Annotated in this window: 19 protein-coding genes; 3 read left to right on the top strand and 16 right to left on the bottom strand. The window is 35.4% G+C overall.

All coding sequences use genetic code 11. The features are described 5' to 3' along the window. Positions 1-3: 3 nt before the first annotated feature. The 7 genes from FJV36_RS16075 to FJV36_RS16045 all read right to left on the bottom strand — a co-directional run bounded on the left by FJV36_RS16075 (position 4) and on the right by FJV36_RS16045 (position 6,691). The gene (locus FJV36_RS16075; RefSeq protein ID WP_158728382.1) at positions 4-876 is read right to left on the bottom strand and encodes a DUF2911 domain-containing protein; all 873 of its coding nucleotides are present in this window, start codon (positions 874-876) and stop codon (positions 4-6) included. A 17-nt stretch (positions 877-893) separates the two neighbouring features. Beyond that, entirely contained in the window at positions 894-3,431 is a 2,538-nt protein-coding gene (locus FJV36_RS16070; RefSeq protein WP_158728381.1) for a heavy metal translocating P-type ATPase, read from the bottom strand. 77 nt (positions 3,432-3,508) lie between these two features. Next, positions 3,509-4,069, bottom strand: coding sequence for an AraC family transcriptional regulator (locus FJV36_RS16065; protein WP_158728380.1), 561 nt, complete (start codon positions 4,067-4,069; stop codon positions 3,509-3,511). Between the two features lie 88 nt (positions 4,070-4,157). Further along, on the bottom strand, positions 4,158-4,388 hold the full coding sequence (locus tag FJV36_RS16060; protein WP_158728379.1) for a heavy metal-binding domain-containing protein: 231 nt from the start codon (positions 4,386-4,388) through the stop codon (positions 4,158-4,160). A 142-nt stretch (positions 4,389-4,530) separates the two neighbouring features. Next, entirely contained in the window at positions 4,531-5,340 is an 810-nt protein-coding gene (locus FJV36_RS16055; RefSeq protein WP_158728378.1) for a hypothetical protein, read from the bottom strand. Beyond that, entirely contained in the window at positions 5,340-5,828 is a 489-nt protein-coding gene (locus FJV36_RS16050) for a heavy-metal-associated domain-containing protein (RefSeq protein ID WP_158728377.1), read from the bottom strand. The genes FJV36_RS16055 and FJV36_RS16050 overlap by 1 nt, the downstream gene beginning before the upstream one ends. Positions 5,829-5,833: 5 nt before the next feature. Continuing rightward, the gene (locus tag FJV36_RS16045; RefSeq protein WP_233264542.1) at positions 5,834-6,691 is read right to left on the bottom strand and encodes a DUF3347 domain-containing protein; all 858 of its coding nucleotides are present in this window, start codon (positions 6,689-6,691) and stop codon (positions 5,834-5,836) included. A gap of 313 nt (positions 6,692-7,004) precedes the next feature. Here FJV36_RS16045 and FJV36_RS16040 point away from each other — a divergent pair, with 313 nt between their 5' ends. From FJV36_RS16040 to cobN, 3 genes are all read left to right on the top strand, one after another. Then, positions 7,005-7,298 carry a hypothetical protein gene (locus FJV36_RS16040; RefSeq protein WP_158728375.1) on the top strand — a complete coding sequence of 98 codons (294 nt, stop codon included), beginning with the start codon at positions 7,005-7,007 and terminating at the stop codon, positions 7,296-7,298. 491 nt (positions 7,299-7,789) lie between these two features. Further along, positions 7,790-8,827, top strand: a complete 1,038-nt coding sequence (gene cobW, locus FJV36_RS16035) for a cobalamin biosynthesis protein CobW (protein ID WP_158728374.1) — start codon at positions 7,790-7,792, stop codon at positions 8,825-8,827. A gap of 76 nt (positions 8,828-8,903) precedes the next feature. Beyond that, on the top strand, positions 8,904-12,635 hold the full coding sequence (cobN, locus tag FJV36_RS16030; protein WP_158728373.1) for a cobaltochelatase subunit CobN: 3,732 nt from the start codon (positions 8,904-8,906) through the stop codon (positions 12,633-12,635). Between the two features lie 67 nt (positions 12,636-12,702). Here the strand turns inward: cobN and FJV36_RS16025 are convergent, their stop codons facing one another. The 9 genes from FJV36_RS16025 to FJV36_RS15985 all read right to left on the bottom strand — a co-directional run bounded on the left by FJV36_RS16025 (position 12,703) and on the right by FJV36_RS15985 (position 21,773). After that, the gene (locus tag FJV36_RS16025) at positions 12,703-13,281 is read right to left on the bottom strand and encodes a cob(I)yrinic acid a,c-diamide adenosyltransferase (protein ID WP_158728372.1); all 579 of its coding nucleotides are present in this window, start codon (positions 13,279-13,281) and stop codon (positions 12,703-12,705) included. A 72-nt stretch (positions 13,282-13,353) separates the two neighbouring features. Further along, on the bottom strand, positions 13,354-13,839 hold the full coding sequence (locus tag FJV36_RS16020) for a GyrI-like domain-containing protein (RefSeq protein ID WP_199250871.1): 486 nt from the start codon (positions 13,837-13,839) through the stop codon (positions 13,354-13,356). 8 nt (positions 13,840-13,847) lie between these two features. Beyond that, a complete protein-coding gene (locus FJV36_RS16015) occupies positions 13,848-15,554 on the bottom strand; it encodes a VWA domain-containing protein (RefSeq protein ID WP_158728371.1) in 1,707 nt (568 codons plus the stop codon). 72 nt (positions 15,555-15,626) lie between these two features. Beyond that, complete coding sequence (locus FJV36_RS16010) at positions 15,627-16,328, bottom strand: hypothetical protein (protein WP_158728370.1); 702 nt, start codon at positions 16,326-16,328, stop codon at positions 15,627-15,629. Positions 16,329-16,439: 111 nt separating this feature from the next. Beyond that, entirely contained in the window at positions 16,440-17,516 is a 1,077-nt protein-coding gene (locus tag FJV36_RS16005) for a cobalt-precorrin-5B (C(1))-methyltransferase (protein WP_158728369.1), read from the bottom strand. Positions 17,517-17,519: 3 nt separating this feature from the next. After that, entirely contained in the window at positions 17,520-18,275 is a 756-nt protein-coding gene (gene cobK / locus FJV36_RS16000; RefSeq protein WP_158728368.1) for a precorrin-6A reductase, read from the bottom strand. Positions 18,276-18,327: 52 nt separating this feature from the next. Beyond that, complete coding sequence (gene cobM, locus FJV36_RS15995; RefSeq protein ID WP_158728367.1) at positions 18,328-20,163, bottom strand: precorrin-4 C(11)-methyltransferase; 1,836 nt, start codon at positions 20,161-20,163, stop codon at positions 18,328-18,330. Positions 20,164-20,187: 24 nt separating this feature from the next. Beyond that, positions 20,188-21,417 carry a precorrin-6y C5,15-methyltransferase (decarboxylating) subunit CbiE gene (gene cbiE, locus FJV36_RS15990; RefSeq protein ID WP_158728366.1) on the bottom strand — a complete coding sequence of 410 codons (1,230 nt, stop codon included), beginning with the start codon at positions 21,415-21,417 and terminating at the stop codon, positions 20,188-20,190. 2 nt (positions 21,418-21,419) lie between these two features. Continuing rightward, positions 21,420-21,773 (bottom strand): four helix bundle protein, encoded by a 354-nt coding sequence (locus FJV36_RS15985; RefSeq protein WP_199250870.1) that lies wholly within the window; start codon positions 21,771-21,773, stop codon positions 21,420-21,422. Positions 21,774-21,782: the final 9 nt, after the last annotated feature.

The raw sequence follows: 21,782 nt of genomic DNA, 5'->3' as shown, positions 1-21,782 counted from the left end.
ACTTTAATTTTTTATTAATTTTTCCCACTCTGCGATTCTTTTATTTAATATGTCGATTGTACTTTTCATTTTTTCCTTGTTGAGTAATGTAATTGCTTTCTTTGCTGCAGCAATAGCATTATTGTAATCTTGTAATTCTGAAGCCATTTTTTGTCTCAAATTGGGGTAATAGAAATTTTGAGGGTCTAATTTTTCAGCTTCTAAAAGCCATACTATTGCTTGTTTGAAATCTCTATTGGTGCTGTAATAATAATTTGCTGCCTGAAACAATAAAGTAGCATCTTGGGTTTTTCCTTTAGTGATGTGTTGGTCTATTAATGCGAGTATATTGTCATCCTCATTACTGTTTAGGGGTATTTTTACCACCGTGTTTTCCCAAATAATTTTTAGAAATGCTTCCCCTTTACTGTTAATGTCATTTAATTCAATTGTAAAGGTTTCATAGAAATTTAGACTCTTTTCAATGGGAATTTTGAAACGCATCACGTCTTTCTTTTCATCGTAGCCCGTTTCGCCATGTAAAGTAGTATCGGTATTAACAATTATGGTCCACTCATTATTGGAAGGAATTGAAAATATGGAGTAACTACCGGCTTTTAAAAGATTGTTGCCAAAATAAACATCCTCGGAAGTGGTTATTACTGTGCAATTACTTGCACCTGTGCGCCATAGTTTATCAAAAGGTACTAACTCACCAAATACTTTGCGGCCTCTAACCAATGGTCTGCTGTAGGCTACTTTTATTTTTGCGCTACCTACTTCTTGCTCAAACGATGCTGCTGGGCTTGATGTGGTAACTCTAATTTGAATTTTTTCTTGTGCTGATACTATTAAAGATTGCAAAAGGATTATGCTTAACAGGATTGTTTTTTTCATTTTTTTCATTTTTTCATTTAAAGTTTTAAATTTCTTAACCGTAATGCATTCACAATTACTGATACCGAACTAAATGACATGGCTAAAGCCGCAATCATTGGAGATAATAAAATTCCGAAAAACGGATATAAAACTCCTGCTGCGATTGGGACTCCCAAAACATTATAGAAAAAGGCAAAGAATAGATTTTGCTTTATGTTTTTCATGACAGCATGACTTAAATTTTTGGCTTTCACGATGCCTAATAAATCCCCTTTTACTAAAGTGATTTTGGCACTTTCTATGGCTACATCGGTTCCTGTTCCCATTGCAATACCAATATTAGCCTGTGCTAATGCTGGAGCATCATTGATACCATCTCCAGCCATTGCCACAATTTTACCTTCGGCTTGTAATTTTTTAATTTCTTTTAGTTTGTCTTCTGGTAAGCATCCAGCTTTGTATGATGCTAACCCCAATTCATCAGCAACTGCTTTGGCGGTATTTTCATTGTCTCCGGTGAGCATAATTACCTCGACACCTTGGCGCATTAATTCTTTAATGGCCGTAGCACTTGATTCTTTAATGGCATCGAAGATGGACACAAAACCAACTGCAATTCCATCAACAGCGATATAAGAAACGGTTTTGCCTAATTTTTGTTCGGCTATGATTTTGTTTTCTAAATCGGCAGAAACCTCGGATTTGACTTCTTCCATTAGTTTTTTATTACCTAATGCTACTTTTTTAGTAGACACAGTTCCCGTAACTCCTTTTCCAGCAACCGCTTCAAAATCTTTCACTTCGATTAATGAGATTGATTTTGATTTGGCATAATTGACTACAGCTTGTGCCAATGGATGTTCGCTGTATTGATTTAATGATGCTATGCTTTGTAATAAAAAATCATTATTGTTGTTGGCAGCATAAATTTTTTCCACAGATGGTTTTCCTTCTGTAATAGTTCCTGTTTTATCTGTAATTAGAACATTAACCTTATTCATATTCTCTAGAGCTTCAGCATTTTTAATCAAAACGCCTGATTGTGCTCCTTTACCAACACCTACCATTACTGACATTGGCGTTGCCAAACCTAAAGCACATGGACAAGCAATAATTAAAACGGCAATTGCATTTATAAATCCGTACACTAATGCAGGTTCAGGACCAAAATTTGCCCAAATTAAGAAGGTAATTATTGAAATGATCACCACAATGGGCACAAAATATTTGGCAATACTATCTGCTAATTTTTGAATAGGTGCTCTTGAACGACTGGCATCGTTGACCATTTGTACAATTTGCGATAGCAAGGTTTCTGAACCAACTTTTTCAGCGATCATTACAAATGATTTATTCCCATTTATTGTCCCAGCAATGACAATATCGTCTTTTTTCTTGTCGACAGGTATTGGTTCACCCGTAATCATGGATTCATCGATACTGCTTTGTCCATCAGTTATTTTTCCATCTACAGGAATTTTATCTCCAGGTTTTACTCGTAATAAATCGCCTTTTTTGATATCGTGAATTGAAATTACTTTGTCACTACCGTCAATAACCAAAGTAGCTTCGGTTGGTGCTAGTTTTAATAGTTCTTTTATAGCTCCGCTTGTTTGACTGTGGGCTCTGGCTTCTAATAATTGTCCTAATAATACAAGAGTTAGAATAACAGCTGTAGCTTCAAAGTATAAATGTACAGTTCCGTGTTCTGTTTTGAATTCACTGGGAAAAATATCTGGAAAAAACATTCCAACCAAACTGAAAAGGAAAGATACTCCCGTACCAATTCCGATAAGAGTAAACATGTTTAAGTTCCATGTGATTATTGATTTCCAAGCACGTATAAAAAATATCCAACAGGCATAAAACACAACAGGAAGTGAAAGAATTAATTGTACCCAATTCCATTTTGAGGCATCCATTACTTGTAGTAAGGGATTGTTATGGGCCATATCAATCATGGCAATGAAGAAAATCGGAACGGTAAATGCTACTGCAATTTTCATTTTTTTAACCAAGTCGGAATATGTTTTCTGGTCTTCGCTTTCGCTTGGTTCCATTGGCACTAGATCCATTCCACATATCGGGCATGAACCCGGATCTTCTTGAATTACTTCGGGATGCATTGGACATGTATACTGCGTTTTGCTAACGGTTAACTCTGGTGCTTTTACCAAATCCATTCCACACACAGGACAGTCTCCTGCCTTTTCGTATACTTTTTCGCCTTCGCAGTGCATTGGGCAATAAAATTTTCCTTGTGCATTGCTCGGTAAAGTAGTTTCTTTTTTATGATGATGAGATGGGGTAGAGCAACATGATTTTTTAGTAGCTTTATTTGTTTCCATATGCTCGATCACGTCTCCTTTGCTCATCTCAATGGTGTATTTTCCCGCTGCTTTCAAATTCTCTTGCAACTTTTCTATCGAAATGTACTTTTCCATAGTTATTGTTGCTGTTGGAGGATTTAATAAAACTTTTGCATCAATACCGTCAATAGTATTCAACGTTTTTTCTACTTTAGTGCGACAACCATCGCAAGTCATTCCGGTAATGTTGTACGTATGTGTCATTTTTTTGTTATTTAAATACAAATTTCCAGTTTAATGCTTTTTTGCAGTTGCAGAATTTTGGGTTTGATATGCAAAATTTATAAATCTTCTATTTGTTTTCTTTTTGTGGTTTTTATATTCTTGAAGTAGGTTGGAGAAAAGCCAGTTACTTTTTTGAATTGATTACTCAAATGCGAAACGGTACTGTAATTTAAAGAATAAGCAATTTCACTTAATGAGAGTTCATCATATATTATTAACTCTTTTACTTTCTCAATTTTCTGATGGATGAAATACTTTTCGATAGTGGTATTTTCTACTTCGGAGAATAGATTACTCAATGTATTATAGTCTTGATTTAGTTTTTGTGAAAGATAATTGGATAAATTAATTTTCAAATCGTTGTTTTTATTTTGAACCAAATCAATAATCAGTATTTTAATTGCATCGATAGTTTTACTTTTCTTGTCGTTAATTAAATCAAAGCCAATACCGCGAAGACTTTTTAGTAATTCTTGTTTTTGGTTTTCGGAAATGTCATTTTTTAATTCAACTTCGCCTAACTCCACAGCGATAGGATTAATCCCCATATTTTCAAACACAGACTTCACAACCATTTTGCAGCGACTGCAAACCATATTTTTAATGTATAGTTTCATTATACAAAGTTTTTTGCTTAGATGATATAAACTAACTTTGCTAAATAATTAACAAAGTTAGTTTACGATAATGACCAAAGATTATGTATTACTTGCTTTCTTCTGCATCTTCTGTAACAGGTTCAGTCAATTTCATACCACATTTAGAACACTTGTCATTCCTTTTTCCTCGAACTTCAGGATGCATTGAGCAAGCATACATTTTAGACTGATCCATCTTCGAATGGTCAGTCATTGTAGAATCTTGTTCCATCATTTCTGAATCGGTTGTTATTATTTCTTTAGTTTTTTGGTTGCAAGAAACCAGTACAAAAGCCATTATTACAGCTGAAAAGATTATTTTTTTCATTGTTTACTTGATTTAAATTACGGATTAATTTCTGCATTGTAATGATACAAAATTCTATTATTTAGTAACTTACATTCTGCACTATTTAAGTTGTATAATTCATTCTATTAATTTATTTGAATGCATTAAAAAAGTTGTATTCCAGGTTAAAATAAAAACCATTTGGAGCAGTTCTTAACATGGAGCTTAATAACTCTTGTCGGTAAGCCAAATCTATTCGTGCCTGACTATTGATAATAAACTGAATTGCAGGAACAACATCAAGATAGGACTTACCGTCTTGGTTTATGGTTTGACCCACAAATTCAACCATCAAATTGATGTTGGTTTGCTTGAAATTAGTATACTTTTTTGGATACATTAATTTACCAAAAGATAAGGTGTAATTAGTCGCATTATCTCCTAAATCGTCTGGAAAAGGATAATTGGGTTTGTTGTCAAATGCTTTCTCAAAGCTAATGGAGGAACTTATAGCTACTTTTTTTATCAATTTAGTTGCTACAAACCCGGTTTCAAAACCCGTATTGTGCCCCATGATTTCAATTTGTTCCTGATGGATATCGGCATTATTGAAACTGTATCTCCCAAAGGCCGCCAAACGAAAATGACTGTTTATGTCATCGGTTGAATAGAAACGGTATTTAGTATATAAACTTCCGCCTTCAGTTACCAATTGGTTACTGCTATTACTCACAAAAACAGAGCCTCTAAACATTAAATTTTTATTCAACCCATACGTAAGCTCTGGCATTAAATGATAATTATAACCTGATATAATTTTTTCTTTAAACAAAGATTGTGATAGCCGAATACTTACTGTATTTGCTGGAATATTACTTGCAGGATCTGTAACTACAAATAACTCTTGACTGTAATTGTTTTGAAACGCAAACAGGATTAATAAAATGCAAACCTTTCTCATTAGTTTATATATTTAATATGAAAATCGTCTTCGTTGTTTGAAGTATAGGTTACCACATTGTGGAGCGATTTAGATAGTTTCTTAAATTCTTTCTCTGTAACATAACCTTTGTCTAAAATTTGAATTTGGACTTCGGCATTGCTAGTTGAAGCTTTGTTAACTTCAATATAACCTTCCTGCTTAATTATTTCAGTTTTCAATGTTATTATTAGTGAACCAATAAAGAAACCTGCTTTTTCTACTTTTTCTTTAAACACTTTTGGAGTTAAACTATTACCCTCTTTTAGTGTTACTGTAAATGTATTGGTATTCAAATCGGTTTCTACATTAGCCACCTCTGCCATGCTTTTTAGCTGCTTGTTGATTGCATTGGAACACATGGAACACGTTAAACCTGTAGCTCTAATTTCGGCTTTTATAATTTGCGCATTGCTTTGCATTGAGAACATCAAAACCATTGATGTTAGGATTAAATATACTTTTTTCATTTGAATTATTTTATAGTTTCAACTGTTTTTCCACAACTTAGCATCATGGAGCCATAGTAGGGATTTTTTATTGCATTCTCTTTGCTTAACCAATTAGCACCAGTACCTTCGTTGAACATTGGACAAAATTGATAGTATACAGGAGTTTCGTATTTAGAAACTTTGATTAATGCATACATGTCTTTGGATAACGTAGTGAAGTGATCGCGTTGGATTTTTATATCTTTTGTAGTGGCGATATTTTCTGCATCCTTCTTTATCGTATTGACAACGCTCATCCAAGCCATGTGAACTTCCATTTCAAGCTTGTCCATTTTAACATTATTAATAGTCGATATTAATTCTTTTGCAGCAGCGGCAGTATTATTTCCATTTGAAGCAATCAAGGCATCCTTTACCAAAAAGTAATTTTCAAAAACCGATTTTACTTGATGGTCATTTTGATGTATAGTACTATTTGTTTCAACATGATTACTATGTTTAGAATGGTCTTCGTTATTAGCAATCGTTGTCGTTACTGCTTTGGCAGGAACTTTTGCTACTCTTTCATATTGGCAACATCCGTGAAGATTACTATAAACATCATCTGGAGCAAGAAAGTGATCACTATCATAACCCACTAATGCAATTCTTTGGAGTATTTCCTCTTGATTTGTTTTGGTGGCGTCATAAGTTATTGTAGCCATCTGAGTTTCTTGGTTCCAATCTACAGTGGCAATTTTTTTTATGTTTCCTGCTTTTTCGATTGTGGTTTCGCACATGCCACAGTTGCCATAAACTTTAATGTTTTCAGTTTTGGCATTTTTTATTTGTGCATTAATTGTTGTTGATAGCAATACAATAATTGCTATCATTATTTTCATAAATGAATTTTTCATTATAAATAAAGTTGTAATCAAGGCAAACTACCTTGATTGGTTGATAAAATAAATTGGGATAAATAACAGTAACGAAAGATTATAATTTCTGTACCAATATTGGTGTAGAAAAACAATACTAAACTGTTAGATTGAATAGCAAAATGCTATAAATTTGACGCAAGTAGGGCTGTCAAAAAAGGCTTAGCTTATTTTAGGGATGAGCCAAATAGAATAAAAACCATCTGATATTGATGGTGTTGTGTTGAAAAATTTAACTTTCTCAATTGAAGAATAGTTAAAGATTAAATTTTTAAAAATGATTTCGGATAACAAGCTTACTGAAGAAGTTGGACAGGTTGAAGAGCATCCACATTTAGAAGTACCGCAATTGTCTTTGCAGCTTTTGTGTTCTTTTTCTCTAGAACTAGCACTACCGCAACAACTCTTTTTAACTTTTTTAGTTGAAGAAACCTCTTTTTTACAAGAACTCTTTTCTAAACCTTTACCACAAGCCATAGCAGTATTAGACATAAGAAACATGCCTAATAAGACTAATAATATAAAGTGGTGTTTTTTCATATCTAAAAAAAAGCTTTGCAAAATTAATTAAAAATTATTCCTTTTTGTTAAAAATGATGTTAAAATGTAAACGTTTATTAATTAACCATTTGTATTGATGTTTACACAATACATATTTTAAATTGACTGTCGTTAAAAAATTTGTTCTGCTCTTGATAATCAGGATTTTTGTGTTTTCTTGTTATACTTCATACGGTATAGGAAATTTAAAATCAACCGAATATGAGGTACGAAAATTAATCAAAAAAATAAATACTGAATTTTCTATTGTGCTGGCAATGTGTTGATATGTATTTAGTTGTAACTTTTTTGGATATCAATTTTTTAATTGCGCCAATTAAAAAATTTGTAGTTCTTGGTAGTACTAATCATTTTAGAAAACAGCATTTTTAAAATTTAGGAAAATAAGCATCGTACGCGGTACATTTTATCAATTTTGCGTAAAAAAAAACTTAAATAAACTCGATATTTTCCAATGGATATACTATTTTTAACCAATAATAACACATTTTAAAAACAGTTATGACAAATAAAATTCCTGTAACTATAATAACTGGTTTCCTTGGGTCAGGGAAAACCACAATTATTCGTAATTTATTAGAAAACAACAATGGTAAACGACTGGCTGTCATTGTAAACGAGTTTGGCGAAATGGGTATTGATGGCGAATTACTAAAATCCTGTTGTACCAACGAAGAAGATATTATGGAGTTGAGTAACGGTTGCGTTTGCTGTACCGTACAAGACGAGTTTTTGCCAATTATGCTGCAATTGATGGAACGTAAAGACACTATCGACCATATTATAATTGAAACTTCGGGACTTGCCTTGCCAAAACCGCTATTGCATGCTTTTAACTGGCCGGAATTAAAACCACAAATTACCGTAGATGCTGTGATTACAGTGGTTGATGCAGTAGGGCAGGCAACTGGCGAAATTTGTGACCGTGCTAGAGTAGAAGCACAACGTAAAGCAGATGAATCTTTAGATCATGAAACCCCAATTGAAGAATTGTTTGAAGACCAATTGTCTTGTGCCGATTTGATCGTAATGACCAAAAAAGATTTGCTTGATGAATCACAATTTGAAGAAGTACAAGCTATTATTGCTGGTAAAATTAGATCGAATGTAAAAATGGTTAGTGCCAATAAAGGTATTATTGCTGCTGACATTTTGTTAGGAATTGGAGCTCAAGCCGAAAATGATTTAGCAAACCGTCATTCACACCATGAAGAGGATCATGCCAATGGTCATGAACACGAACATGACGATCATATTGACTCTGTAGTTATCGAAATTACTGCGGTTCATACTCCAGAAACATTGGTTGCAACACTGAAACAAATCATCGAAGAATACGAAATTTATAGAATTAAAGGGTTTATAAACGTTCCCGAAAAATCGATGCGTATGGTTCTACAAGGAGTATCGACTCGTTTTGACAGTTATTTTGACCGTAAATGGAAAGATAATGAAACCAGAAAAACGAGTTTGGTTATCATCGGAGACGAATTGGAGCATAAAAATTTGCAACAAATTATCAACGAAAGATTGAATTAGTACCAAATAGAAGGTATATTTGAATGGATAATCAACCACTGTTGATTGTCCATTTTTTTTAATTAGAATTGTACAAATGCATTTAATACCTACCATTCCTGGAGGCTGGAATCCTAATGAGGACGGCGTTTTTCACATCGAACAATCCAAAGGAGATATTGTTTTTCTATCCGCCGCCGATACCGAAATTCATTCGCTTAATAAAGCATATAAGGAATTATCTCGGTCACTGAGCTCCGTCGACGTGAGTCTTCGAATGGCCAACTTGACCTATCTAAAACAAGAATTGACCATCGATAAATATGTTGAAGAAGTCATTGGCGAAGCCAAACTCGTTATTTGTAGATTGTTAGGAGGTATTAGTTATTATCCTTATTTGGTAGAATCTATTGAATTGGAATGCAGGAATAAGAACATTCCAGTGCTTTTTTTATCGGGTTATGATGCGCCAGATATAGAGCTGATGAATCTTTCAACTGTCGATTTATCGGTTTCCGATTTGGTTTGGAAATACTTTTGCGCTGGTGGAAAACAAAATTTGATGGAAGCATTGCGTTTTATTTTGCATCATTTTTTTGATAGAAAAGATTTGGTATATAATGGTCCGCAACGCATACCCGATTTGTTTTTGTGTGATTTAAATAGTGGAATTTTATCTAAGGAACAAGCGTATCATACAGAATTCGATACCGTGGTTCTAGTATATCAATCGCATTATTTAGCAGATAATTTAGAGCCTGTTTATGCAATTTGCGAACAATTAAAGAGAAAAAATACACGTCCGATTATGGCTTTTGTCAATAATCTTCGGGACAAGAATACAACCGATGAATTGTATGACTTACTTACTCAAGGGATGAATCGTGAGTTAAGCACAATTATCAATACCACTAGTTTTTCGATAAAAGCATTAACAGAGAATGAAAGCGATTTTATTTTTCAGAAACTCAATGTTCCTGTTATTCAGGCTATTTTTGCTTCATGTACCAAAGAAGTTTGGCAAGACAATTTATTTGGATTAACGCCTACTGATGTAGCTATCAATATAGCACTACCCGAATTGGACGGGCGAATTATTACAACCGCAGTATCCTTTAAAGTAGCATTGGGCAAGGATGCCATAACCGATTCAGATATTTTAAAGTACGAGACGCACCAGGAAGGAGTTGATTTTGTGGTTGATTTTGCGGTACGTTGGCATCGACTGCAAACCAAAAAGAATTCAGAAAAATGCATCGCTTTGATAATGCCCAATTATCCCAACAAAGACAGTCGTTTGGCCAATGGAGTAGGGCTTGACACACCCGAAAGTATGGTTAATATCATCAAGGCTCTCAAAGATAATGGATATGATTTGGGGAGCTTTATTCCCAATTCGAGTCAGGAATTGATAGAATTGGTCACGCATTATATTACCAATGATGTAGATACGACCCAATTCCGACCGTTTCAGGTTTCGTTGTCAATTGAAAATTTTTACAAACAATACAATACCATTTCGTCAAATCTTAGAGAACAACTCGAAAAGCAATGGGGGAAACCGGAAGATTCTCCATTTTATAGCGATGGAAAATTTGCTATTGCTGGTTTTTTATTGGGAACTGTTTTTGTGAGTATTCAACCTTCACGAGGGTACAATCAAGATGAAAAAGCGATTTATCATTCGCCAGATTTACCGCCCACTTTCAATTATTTGGCCTATTATTTTTGGGTAAATCATGTTTTTCAAGCCGATGCTGTTGTTCACGTAGGCAAGCACGGAAACCTCGAATGGTTGCCGGGGAAAAGTGTTGCATTAAGCAAAGAAAGTTGCTATCCAAGGTTGTTGATGGAAGCCATTCCGCATTTTTATCCCTTTATTGTCAACGATCCTGGAGAAGGAACTCAAGCCAAGCGTCGCAACCAAGCCGTGATTTTGGATCACCTGATTCCGCCCATGACGCGTGCCGAAAGCTATGGTATTTTAACTCAATTGGAGCATCTCATAGACGAATATTACGAAGCTTTTACGTTGGATATAAAGAGAGCTACAGTATTAAAGAAGCAAATAAAAACACTGGTTCAAGAAGCACATTTAGATACCGATTTGCGTGCGTCGGTAGAAGATATTGACGAATTATTAGTAAAATTAGATGGTTATTTGTGTGATTTAAAAGAAGCACAAATTCGAGATGGCTTGCATATTTTTGGACAAGCTCCAGAAAATGATCAATTACTTGATTTGCTCATTGCCTTGCACCGTGTACCTTCGGGAGCGATAAAAGGCATAACTCATGCATTGGCACTCGATTTGGAATTGGATTTTAATCCGCTGCATTGTGATTATTCCACCCCTTTCGAAAAAGATATTCAGCAGATCTATTGTCGAACAATTGGGGATGCTGTCGAACAACTCGAATTGATTTCACGAGTCTATTTATCCCAATTTTTATTAGATAATAAAGAAACGGGCTACCTAAATTTTGATGACGTTCTTGATTTTATAGCCAAAGACACTTACCCAAAAGTACAGCAAACCACAAACGAAATCGCTAATTTATTGTCGGGGTTGAATGGGAAGTATGTTTCTTCGGGAAGCTCGGGTGCGCCCACACGAGGGAGGCTAGATGTTTTGCCTACAGGAAGAAATTTTTATTCGGTAGATGTACGAACTATCCCAACTCCAACAGCTTATGCTTTAGGAGTAAAAAGTGCAAACCTCATTATAGAACGCTATTTACAAGAAAATGGAGAATATCCCGAGACGGTTGGGCTATCGGTTTGGGGAACTTCAACCATGCGAACTGGCGGTGATGACATTGCGCAAGCTTTTGCACTTATGGGTGTAAAACCTGTTTGGGAAGGGGCAAATCGGAGGGTGACCGATTTTGAAATCATCTCGATGCTCATGCTCAAACGGCCGCGAGTAGATGTAATGTTGCGTATTTCGGGTTTTTTTAGAGATGCTTTTCCAGATGTGATTTCGTTATATAATAAAGTGGTAGAACGAGTAGCACAGTTGGACGAAGATATTGAAATGAACCCTATCAGAAAACGTTTTCTAAAAGAAAAATCCGATTGGAAAGCCAAAGGGATTACCGATGATAAAGCTCATAAAAGAGCCTTGTTTCGTGTTTTTGGTTCTAAACCCGGAGCGTATGGCGCAGGATTACAAGCCGTAATTGATGAGAAAAATTGGCAAACCAAAGAAGATTTGGCACGGGTATATATGCAATGGAGTGGCTATGCTTATGGTAGCGATAGAATAGGGGAGTCGGCGCACGAAGTTTTTGAACAGCGGCTATCCGATATTCAAATTGTGATGCACAATCAAGACAATCGGGAACATGACATTCTGGATTCCGATGATTATTACCAGTTTCAAGGTGGTTTGACTAATGCCGTACAAACCGTAAGTGGTACGCAGCCCCAAGTTTATTTTGGAGATCATTCCCGCCCAGATAACCCGAAAGTAAAAACACTGAAAGAAGAATTATTAAAAGTTTATCGCTCCCGTGTGGTAAATCCAAAATGGATTGAAGGCGTAAAAAGACATGGTTACAAAGGTGCTTTTGAATTGGCAGCAACTATGGATTACCTTTTTGCTTATGATGCCACGACCGACATGATTGACGATTTTATGTACGAAGGCATCACAGAGGAATATTTATTTAAACCCGAAAACAAAGAATTTATAGAAAAAGTAAATCCGTGGGCATTAAAAGACATGTCCGAACGTATGCTGGAAGCGATCCAACGAGGAATGTGGAAAGAACCAAAACCAGAAACGGTTGAAAAGCTGCAACAGCTTCTTATAGATTCAGAATAAATGGATAAAAATTGATAATTAACAATGGGTAATTGATAATTATCCATTGTCAATTATCAATTAATCATTATTCAATTTGTTTCTTTCTTTTATATAAAAATAACTGCCATTTTTCTTCGGCTACACCTGCTTTATCCATTTCGGCACGACCTAGAATGAAGAAAAGATCCGACATTCTGTTGATGTAGGCAGGAATATAATCATCGACCTCATCTTCTTTCATCAAACTTACCAATAAACGTTCGCCTCGACGCATTTGTGTACGTACGACATGACATAAAGCCGAAATTTCGTTTCCGCCCGGAAGCAAGAAATAATCTGATTTGCTTGTCATAGCAACTTCCAGTTCGTCTATCCAAGCCTCGCAGAATTCCGCTCCATCTTCGGGTTTTGGATTTGGGTTTACCTTTTTACAATCTGATGGTCTTGCCAAATGTGACATCATATCCATCATATCTTTCTGAATTTTATGCAGGTTTTGTTGCCATTCGTGTTCGGTTCCTAACTTAGCACGCAACAAACCAATGGTAGAATTTACTTCGTCTAAAGTTCCGTAACAGTTCACACGAACATCATCTTTATAAACGCGGCTTCCGCCAAATAATCCTGTTTTTCCGGTATCTCCTTTTTTAGTGTATATTTTCATAGTATATTTTTTAGTATGGTTATTTTTTTTGTAGTTATTTTCCGTATTTAACTTTAGGTATATCAATTTTAGTTATTCAAAATTGGTTTTCAAAGGCAGGTATATATCAATAATGGACGTTGGTTTGTTCCATTGAAATCGATAATCGTATTTTTCAAAATGAATGAATCCAACTTTTTTAGGGTCTTCAATTTTTAAGTTTGAGTTTGGAATACTAATTTTATAAATGGTATTAATTGTCTGTTTTAGATTTTCCATTTTTCCTTTGTGCGTAAAAATTTCATACTCTCCTTTTGGAATTTCCATGAAAGTAAAATGATCCGGAAATACTTGCTCCAATTTTGGAATTGCTGTCAAATAGAAATACTTTTCATCCCTTTTATAGGTAATACCAAATTTTTCCCAATTCCCGCGATTTTGATTTAGTTTGTATTTTTTTAGCTCTTCATTAAAAATTTTCCAATGTTTTTGTATGATTATAAAATTATCAGATTGAGAGTTAGTCAATTCTGTTACAAGGCCACACGTTTTTATATTCGCTACAATTGTATTCATCATATCGGATTCTAATATGCGATAACGCGATAATTGGCATTCATCTCATTAGCTAATTTTTTAGCCAAAGCTAATTTTACAAAGCCCTTTTCTGTATCAATTACCGTGGTGTTTTTGGCGATTCTTAGATAGGTTTTAAAATAAGAAACTGCTTCTGCAAAGGGGTTTTCGGTTTCGCCTTTATTTATTTTGCCATCAGTCAAGACATAGAATACTGTTTCTTCCTGAGGCGTTTTCGATTTTAAAAGTTGGTGAACTAATGACAAACCCGCCTTTAAATTCGTTTTTCCGCCAGAACGTAGCTGTTGTACTGCGGATATAAATTTTTCTACATTTTGCGTAAGCTTTAAAATTATAGTTGCCGTACCGTTTTGCAATGCCACTGCCGAAAGGACTATTTTTTTGTTTTTAAATTTAAGAAGCGTTTCTGAAATCAATCCTTTTATAAAAGAAATTTGCTGATTTTTCACCATTGAGCTACTAGAATCGATCAGGAAAACCAAGTGAATTTTTGACGTGGAAACTGCTTTTTTATAATGAACTTTAAATTTTTGTGTAGTCAAATATTCTTTTACTGATGACAAAACATCAATTCCTGTTGTGCCTGTCCCAAAAGGATGTGGACTCTTTTTTTGAATCAATTGATTTTTAAACAATGATCCTTTTTTTGAATCAATCTTTGGTATTTGTATTTTTAAAAACTGCTCCGTTGCTGTAGCCTGTAATAAATAATCACTTAAACCGCTATTTTCTATATTTTCATTTTGATTTTCAGTCCCATTTTCGTTGCTATTGCCATTGTCACTGTCATTGTCTTTTGGAAAATGTTTTGCCCGATGATTCAAGACCAAAGGAGCGACTTTCTCTAAATGAATCACTGTTACTTCGGAACAATTGTCTAAAGCGGCATAAGCACGACTTGCTTTCATCAGTAAAATGTCGGCTCGCAGACCTTCTACTTGGTGCGATATGCATTGGTCTGCAATGTTTTCCTTAATTTCTTCCGAAACATAAATGGCAGGAAGTTGTTCTTTTGCGGATGTAATCATTTTAGACAACTCCTTTTCATCATTTTCAAATTGGCTACAAAATGCCGTTGAATCCGTATCAAAATCCAAACGCCGATTCACAATCTCCATTCGGATTTTTTTGTCTGTAGGTGTTTTTATAGTGACACTCAGTCCAAAACGGTCTAGTAACTGCGGACGTAAATCGCCTTCCTCTGGATTCATGGTTCCTACTAAACAAAATCGGCTGTCGAGCCATTGCGAAATCGCATCTCGTTCTAGAAAATACCCCCCACTTGAAGATGCGTCTAACAAAATATCCATCAGGTAATCATTCAACAGATTGATTTCATCGATGTATAAAATACCGCGATGCGCCTTGGCTAGCAATCCTTTTTGGACTTCCAGTTTTTTTTCGTTGATTAAAGTTTCTAAGTGTACGGAACCTAAAACCCGATCTTCGGTAGCACCTATAGGTAAATTAACAAATGGAAAATCACTCTCAATATTTTTCATCAGGTTTTGTAGTGCCCGAACCGTTGTAGTTTTCCCAGTTCCTTTATCACCCAAGGCCAAAACCCCGCCCAGCGATGGATCAATCATGCATAAAAGCAAAGCCAACTTAAAATCGTCTTGTCCGCAAATGGCGGTAAAGGGATAATTAATAATTGATGATTGGCAATTGATAATTCTCGTGTTTGGTATATTCATTGTGTGCCTTTTTTTAAATATTTTTTTTCATTGTCCATTGGCAATTGACAATTCTCCATTATTAATTGATAATTATCCATTGTTTAGTGCATTATAAATCCATAGTATCCCAATAAATATTGAAAAAACTCCGACAACGGCATTCATTATTTTGAAAGCAATTTGGTTCCGCTCAATGAATCGGGAAACCGAAAATGCCAAAACGCAACTGTAAGTAGTCATGGCAATAATAATTCCGATACTTTGCAAAGCAATAATTCCGATGGCGGTATAGGTATCCTTTGATGCCATGACCAATGCAATCGAACAAGCTCCTCCAGTGCCTGCTAATCCGTGTAACATTCCCACCCAAAAGGTACGACTTAGTATATTCATTGCTATTTCTTCTCCTTGTTTGCCGTGTAAATGGAGTACATTTGTGGTATGCTCGTGTGCTTCAATAGTTCGATGAAGGTCCATTATCTTTTTGAGTTTATGATTGCGTCTGATTGCAGATATTCCCAACCAAATCATTACCGGACCTACCGCAATTTCAGCGTAAGTAGAAAGATTTAAGGGTAATGTGGATTTTAATACTAAAGCAAAAGCACTAAAAAGCAACAGGGTTACTGAATGTCCCACAGCCCATTGCGAAGAACGCCATAGTAGTTTTGCTAAACCTATTTTGTTGTCTCTGCGCTCGGATGCTAATACCGAAACCGCTGCCATGTGATCCGGTTCAAATGAATGCTGTATGCCTAATAAAAGCGAATCTGTAAATAGATAACCTATCATCTTATATTTTTTTTAATTTCTAAATTTCAATAACAATTTCAGTACTAATTTCAATACCAATAACAAGGTCAAATTTTAAATTTTAATCTTTGTGTTGAGACCAAAGAAAGGCTATATAATTTTATCATTCGCATCAATCAAAAGTACGGTCAATATTACATTCGGGATATGTTGCTTACAAACATCATAACAATGTTGTCGTAAGGATTTAAAGAAAGGTTCATGCTCTGTAAAATCGAAAATCTCTGTCAGTCGTCTTGCCATATTCAAATCTAAAATGGGCAAACATTGTTCATCGCTATACCCGCAATTCTTAGCCATTTGATGTATGAATGCTTTGTCCCAAGTTGATTTTCCGCTGTGGGTATCAAGTTCGCCTTGAGCCAGTTTGGCTGCTTTTCCTATCATTATTCCAATGGTTACTTTCTCTAGGGGAACTGATTTTATTTTTTCTAAAGTATCTCCAATCCAATTGCCGTATTGTATAAAAGCAAATTCAGGCAAATGCGGGAATCGGACTTTCAATAAATTCTCCGATCTTCCTCCCGAATTGATGACAATTTCAGAACAGCCATTGGCAATCGCTACATCAATGCCTTGTGTGATGCTAGCAACATAGGCTGCTGAGCTAAATGCTTTCACAATCCCCGTTGTTCCTAAAATCGAAATCCCGTTTAAAATTCCGATGCGGGAATTCAATGTTCTTTTTGCAATTTCTTCCCCATTTACTACAAAAACTTCCACATCTACACCTTTGTCACATTGAAATTGGTGTTTAACAAAATGTACCGCATCGGTAATCATTTTCCTTGGCATGGGATTAATGGCAGGTTCGCCCACCGGAATGGCTAATCCAGGTAAGGTCACAATACCCACTCCTTTACCTTGAAGAAATTGAATACCCTTAGCTTCATTTAAAGAAACTTTACAACCAATTGTTGCACCATGTGTAACATCAGGGTCATCTCCTGCATCTTTTACGGTGGTGCATGTGGCTTGTTGTGAATCGAAAATACACGAAGTAATGACAAATGTTACTTTTTGACCTATTGGCAGAGTAATTTCTATTTCCGTGACTTCTTTTTGCTCCAAAAGGCTTGTTAGTGCCGCTTTTGCACAAGCAGTTGCACAAGCCCCTGTGGTGTAGCCGCTGCGTAAAGGACCATCTGGAATAGGAAGCAATGCCATTTTTTATTTTTTTAAAGCCATAAAATTAAACAAATCAGTTTCATTAGATACTAATAGAAAACTCTTAGGCAACATAACTCTTTCGATAATCACAATGGGAATTGCGCAAATTTTGGCAGCTTCAATTTTAGTGGATAAAAATCCCGATTCACCACTTTCTTTGGTAATTACCGCTTTACAATTGTATTTTTTTAAAATCTCAATTTCATAATTTAAATCATCACTTGGAAATTCTAAAATCAAATTTTCTTTTGGGAACCCTGCTTTTTTGGCTATTGCCAAAGAACTTTCCCGAGGTAAAATCCGAAAGTAAGTACTGTTTTTTTTCCAATACGATTCCAGCTTTTCAATGGTTTGTACTCCTGTCAAAGCCAATAAACTTTCTATCTTTTTAGTATTCAAATAGTCAATGGCTTCTGCATAATTTTTGACATAAATCACATCCTCCGAAGCTCTTTTTAGAGGATATTGTCTTTCAAAACGAATGACAGTCAGCGATAAAAAGGTGCTTGCTTCGGCTATGGTTTGATGCAATATTTCGGCAAAAGGATGGCTCGCGTGTATGATGGTACGTATTTTTTTTTCTTGACAAAATGCAATTAATGTTGCAGGAGTGAATGCGCCAAAACGATAGCTTCCGAATTGTCCTTTGTCAAATTCGATTTCCGTTTTTGTAGAATAAAAGTAAGGCAAGGCTTCCGTTTCGAGAAACTTCGCTACTTTTTTTCCTTCTGTTGTACCGCCGAAAACTAGTATCATTTTTTTTTAATTGACAATTAAAAATTGACAATTGATAATTATCCATTATCAATTACCCCTTAATTTTTGCTTCTTTCCCTGTTCTAAAAACATGTTTCCACTCAGGGCTGTACAAATAGGAACGATTTTTTCTTGCACCAATGGCAGCTCCAACAATCACTAAAGTTGTTAAAGTTAGTTTGTTATCACGAATTATTTGAGCCAATTCGGAAAGTTTGCCCACAAAAACCCTTTCGTCTTTCCAAGTTACTCTATATAAAACGCCAACGGGAGTATCTTCGGGATAATGTTCCAGTAGTTGTTCTTGAACTGATTTAGCAATAGTAGCACTCAAAAAGATGCACATTGTGGCTTGATGTTTCGCCATTTCGTTCAGTTTCTCTTTTTCCGGAAGGGGTGTTTTTCCTTCTCCTCGGGTTAAAATAATTGTTTGAACGACTTCTGGAATAGTGAATTCCGATTTCAAATACGCTGCTGCAGCCTGAAAGGACGAAATACCTGGAACAATAGAATAATCCATCCCTTTCTCGTCAAAAATGGTCATTTGCTCCTGAATAGCTCCGTAAATGGAAGGATCTCCCGATTGTAAACGTACAATTAAGTGCCCTTGTGCATAATGTTCGTCCATAATTTCTATTTGTTCTTCAAGGGTCATACTTGCTGAGTTACGAACGATTGCATTAGCTTTGGCATAATGGGTTAGCTCAACTGGAATAAGGCTTCCCGCATACAAAATCAAATCGGCTTCTTCCAGTAGTTCTTTTCCTTTTACACATATCAAATCGGCCGCACCGGGACCAGCACCTACAATTACTATTTCGGCTTTTCGTTTTGCTTTTTTGTCTAATGACAAAGCGATGGTGTGTTTTTTACCCGAGGACAAATGCAGTTTTTGTTTTTCTAAAATCAAATCATCAGTTTGTGCCAATAGCATTGCCGAAGCTTCTGCAACACTATGAACGCCTAACTTGCTCATCACAACTTCTGATGGATTTGCACTTACTTTCGAATTCAATTCATCGGCTGTAAAAGTGATAAACGGAATTTGTAACGTATTTGCCAAAGCTATAAAAGCCACTTCGTCGTGTTTTACATCCAAAGAACCGAATGATTTTATAGATTCGACAGCAATACAATTTTGTTGTAATTGTTCTCTAAAAGAAACTTCCAATAAATCCGATTCGATATCTCTTGAACAACCCATACCCATAGTAATTACCGGAGCGTAATAATACAATGCCGGAATTGGAGACGAATAAACCGTATAGGTTACGGCTAGAAAAAGATCATACTTAGAAAAATCAATTGCTTCATAGCTGTAATAAACAGTAACAAAATCGGGTTTGTTTTTTTCTAAAAAAGTACAGCCTTTGTCTTTAATATCTAGTAATAAAGCGGTGGGTTTATTGTTAACAAATAACGAAATGATTTCATTCATTCCAATGGTACTTTGCGTTTTCCAGTTGTACGTTTTTGCCAAAGTATCCAAAGCCCAAATATCTTGCCCGTCACTAGCAGTTGTAATTACGGCTTGTGCGCCAATAACTTTGGCTAAATTTTGTGCTAATTCATTGGCACCTCCCAAATGTCCTGAAAGCACCGATTGTACAAATTTACCCGCTTCGTCGATATTGATAATAGCTGGGTCTTTGGTTTTGTTTTCCAAATAGGGAGCAATGCTCCTCACACAAATCCCCAATGCTCCAATAAAAATAAAACCGTCAAAAGCTGTGAAATTTGATTCTAGAAACAATGCAATCGATTCGATTTCGGTAATTCCTTCGTGTTTTCGGGTAGATACCAAAACTGATTTTTGAAATTCTTTTTGAAGTATTTTCCCTAAAAGTACTCCTTTGTCAGTGCTGGCTAGTAAAGCTATTTTTTTCATTTATTTAAATATAAGTTCTAATAACTATTGCTTTTGAGCGGTCAAGATAGTTACTTCGTTGTGTTGATCTATTTTTATGGTTGTTGATAAAAGCAGCTCATAATTGAGTTGCTGTACGCTTTGTATAAATTCGGTTTTGCTTTCTTGCTTAACGGCATTAATTACGATTCGCCCTTTTGGTAACAAATATGAATCTATTCTAGTAATTAATGACGCCAATCGGTTGCCATGCCCGCCGATAAAAATGGTATCGGGTTGTTTTAATTCGTCTAGATTTTGTAAAAAGAAATCGCCCATAACAGCTTGAATACTCAAAGCACCAAACTTTCGAGCATTATTTTCTAAAATCGATTCGCATTCGGGACGAATTTCAAAAGCCAAAACATCTAAATTTGAGAATTGTAATTGCGCCTCGATTGAAATAGAGCCTGTGCAAAAGCCAATATCCCAAAGTGTTTTTCGGTTGTGTAGATCCAATTGGGATAAACTCAGCAATCGAATGGGCATTTTGGTAATCATATTGGGACGATTGGGTAATCCTTCAAAATCGGTGTCGGGAATGCCAAAGGGTTTTGTTTTTTGTTCTTTCTTGATCAGTAAAATACAATTTAGCGGTTGATATTCTTGTTGTATCGCTTTGGCTAAAGTGAGATGGCTTATCTTTTCATCATGGCCTTCCAAAGATTCGCCTACTATCATTTGGTAGTTTTTATAACCATATTCCAATGCTCTTTTAGCAATTGCTTGAGGCGATTTTTGAGCATCTGTCAATATACCAATACATTCTTTTTGTTCCATCAATGCTACATCCAGTTCTTTCCAACTGCGCCCGTGAACGGAAGTATACGTAATATTTGAGTACGTAACGCCTGCTTTGTGACACAACAATTGAATGCTATTGAAATATGGTATCGTTTTTACGGTTGCTTCGGGATGAAATTTCTGAATGGTATTTGCAAATCCATAAAATAAAGGGTCGCCCGATGCGAAAACAATAATGACCTCACCTTGCTGTTTGTATGTTTCGAATAACACACTCATTTCTCCCGAAATAGTTATCCATTGATGATTTTTGGGAAGGTGTTTTTGTACCAATTCATAATGGCGTTTCCCACCCGAAAACACCTGCTGCGATTGCAACAAGAGTTGTGTTTCGTCTGAAAAAACGAAATTCGGGTTGTCGGATATGCCAATTAAAAAATAATTGATGATTGTTAATTGACAATTGATGATTGTTGTTGGGGATAAATCCATACTTACCGATTTGTTTTACTTGTTTTTATAATAGAAGTAAGTAATTTTATAATTTCAAGAATTGACTTTAATATGTTTTCTGTTTCATCTGGTGTTAAGTATTGGGATTCTCGTAGCAATAACAACCAATATTCGGTTTCATTGGCTTCTTTTAGCGCAATTGATAATTTATGTATAAAATCATTTTTAGATTCTGCATGCTCAGATTCTCGCACCATAGCACCTATAGATGTACCTGAACGCAAGACTTGTTTTGACAATACATACTCCCTTTTGTTTTCCATTAAACTTTTTGAGATTTTAATAATTTCTAGAGCAAAAAGGAATGATTTCGTTTTGATTACATTATCTCTCATTATTATTAT

The organism is Flavobacterium sp. I-STPP5a (assembly GCF_009764685.1).
Taxonomy (GTDB): domain Bacteria; phylum Bacteroidota; class Bacteroidia; order Flavobacteriales; family Flavobacteriaceae; genus Flavobacterium.
Note: the sequence above shows the minus strand (reverse complement) of the source record. Positions and strands in the feature narration are given on the sequence as shown.